Genomic DNA, 1,735 nt, shown 5'->3' with positions numbered 1-1,735 from the left:
ATACTGGCGAGGGGCACGACCCCTGGTATGTGACCGACGGTGGTACCGGCGATCTCGACGGCCAGGTCAACGGCAGCGTCACCACCTCGTGGTACGTAAACCCCGACGACTCGGCAGATGCCAGGTTTCTGCTCACCGCCAGCGCTGCGGGCCGCGATGGTGTGTTCGGTACCGGCGACGACGCCGTAGCGACAACCTCGTTTACGGACAGCGGCCCAAGCATCGTGGCGACCGGTGCGAATGTGACGCTGGACGAAACAGCCGGGTTGCAGAACAGCACAGCCACTCCAAGCCCTGCAGGAGATGCTAACGACAATGACATTCTGGTGGCCTCCCTGCCGTCGATCTTCTCGGCACGCTTGACAACACTTGGGGCAGGTACCGCGACGGGGGCTGCCTTGAGTGGCTATACCGGGGCTGCTGGCAACACCGGCAGTGATGCGTTCACCATCACCCCGACGCCCGGAGCAAACATTACCGATGTGAGCTTCACCGACAGTCTTGGCGCGGCGCTCAATGGCTTGGACAGCGGACTGGATACCCTCAATGGCACCAACATCCTTCTCTATACGGATGAGACCAACAACAACATCGTTCTGGGCCGCGCCGGCGGCCCAGCCGGTGAGATCGTGTTCGCTGCCTATATTGAAGAAACCGGATCGCCGGTCACCGGCGGCAAAATCTGGACCGTGCAGTACGAACCGTTCAAGAACCCAGACGCCAGCAACCCTGACGACCCGATCGATCTCACGAATATTGTTTTCGTCGGCGCCAGTCAGGATCTGACATTCAGCCTGGCCAATGCGCCCTCCGGCCAGAACCTCTTCCTCATGTTCACCACGGCGAACCCGACAGTGGTCAACGACGGCGGTGTCTTGCGGATCACAGACCCCACCATCATCGCGACCGGAAAGGACCCCGCGGACCAGTCAAGCGGCGCCAACATAACCACCGGTGACACGATCAATACCAGCCAGGCGGGTGGTCCGACCACCTTTGGCACCAACAATCAGATGATTGTGGAACAAGAGGGCATCCGTTTTACGTTCGTCACGGGTGCCAGGCAGAATGTGACCATTCCCAACCTTGACCAGAACGAAGCAGATGTCGAATCCAACATCGACTTCACCGGCATGTTCAATGCAAAGGGGGCCAGCTTCGACGTCGTTCAGCTACAGAGCGGCAAGAGTGCCATCGTAAAAATCAGCGCGTTCAACACGGCGGCTGAACCGGGTGTGAACTTCGTCAACGGGTACGCAGGTGATGCATCGGTTGCAATCACTAATGTTCGCATCATCAACAAGAGTACCGGGGCGGTAATCGAGAACTCAAACGGATCGGTGAATGATCCGAGCATTACCATCAGTTTTACAGGTGGCGTTGCCACCATCACGGGCATCAAGGCCGGCTACAAGATTGAATACACCACAACGCAGAATCACAACCGTGTACTCATCGAGAACGGTGCAGCCGTCGATGCCAAGGGCAATGACCATGCCGATTTCGATATCGGTAGTTTCACACTGAGCCAAGCGGTGACTTCGACCGCTGAAATCGGCTCCAAGATCATCTTCGAGGACGATGGGCCAACGGCAACCGGCACCGCAGCGACTGGCACCGTCGATGAAGATGGCCTGACCAACGGTATCCCCGGCGGCACCGGCGACGTTGCCGGCGAGGCGACCACCGCCAGTGGCAGCGTGACCGGCATCTTCCAGTCCGGTGCCGATACGCC

General features: G+C 59.0%; 1 pseudogene. It reads left to right on the top strand.

Annotated elements, in window-relative coordinates:
* Positions 1-161: 161 nt before the first annotated feature.
* A pseudogene (locus UIA24_RS22985) lies at positions 162-1,735 on the top strand (DUF5801 repeats-in-toxin domain-containing protein); the annotation flags it as partial.

It is taken from the genome of Pseudomonas sp. AL 58, assembly GCF_036348395.1.
GTDB lineage: Bacteria > Pseudomonadota > Gammaproteobacteria > Pseudomonadales > Pseudomonadaceae > Aquipseudomonas > Aquipseudomonas defluvii.
The sequence above is the reverse complement of the archived record's forward strand: the minus strand, read 5'-3'. Positions and strand labels throughout refer to the sequence as shown.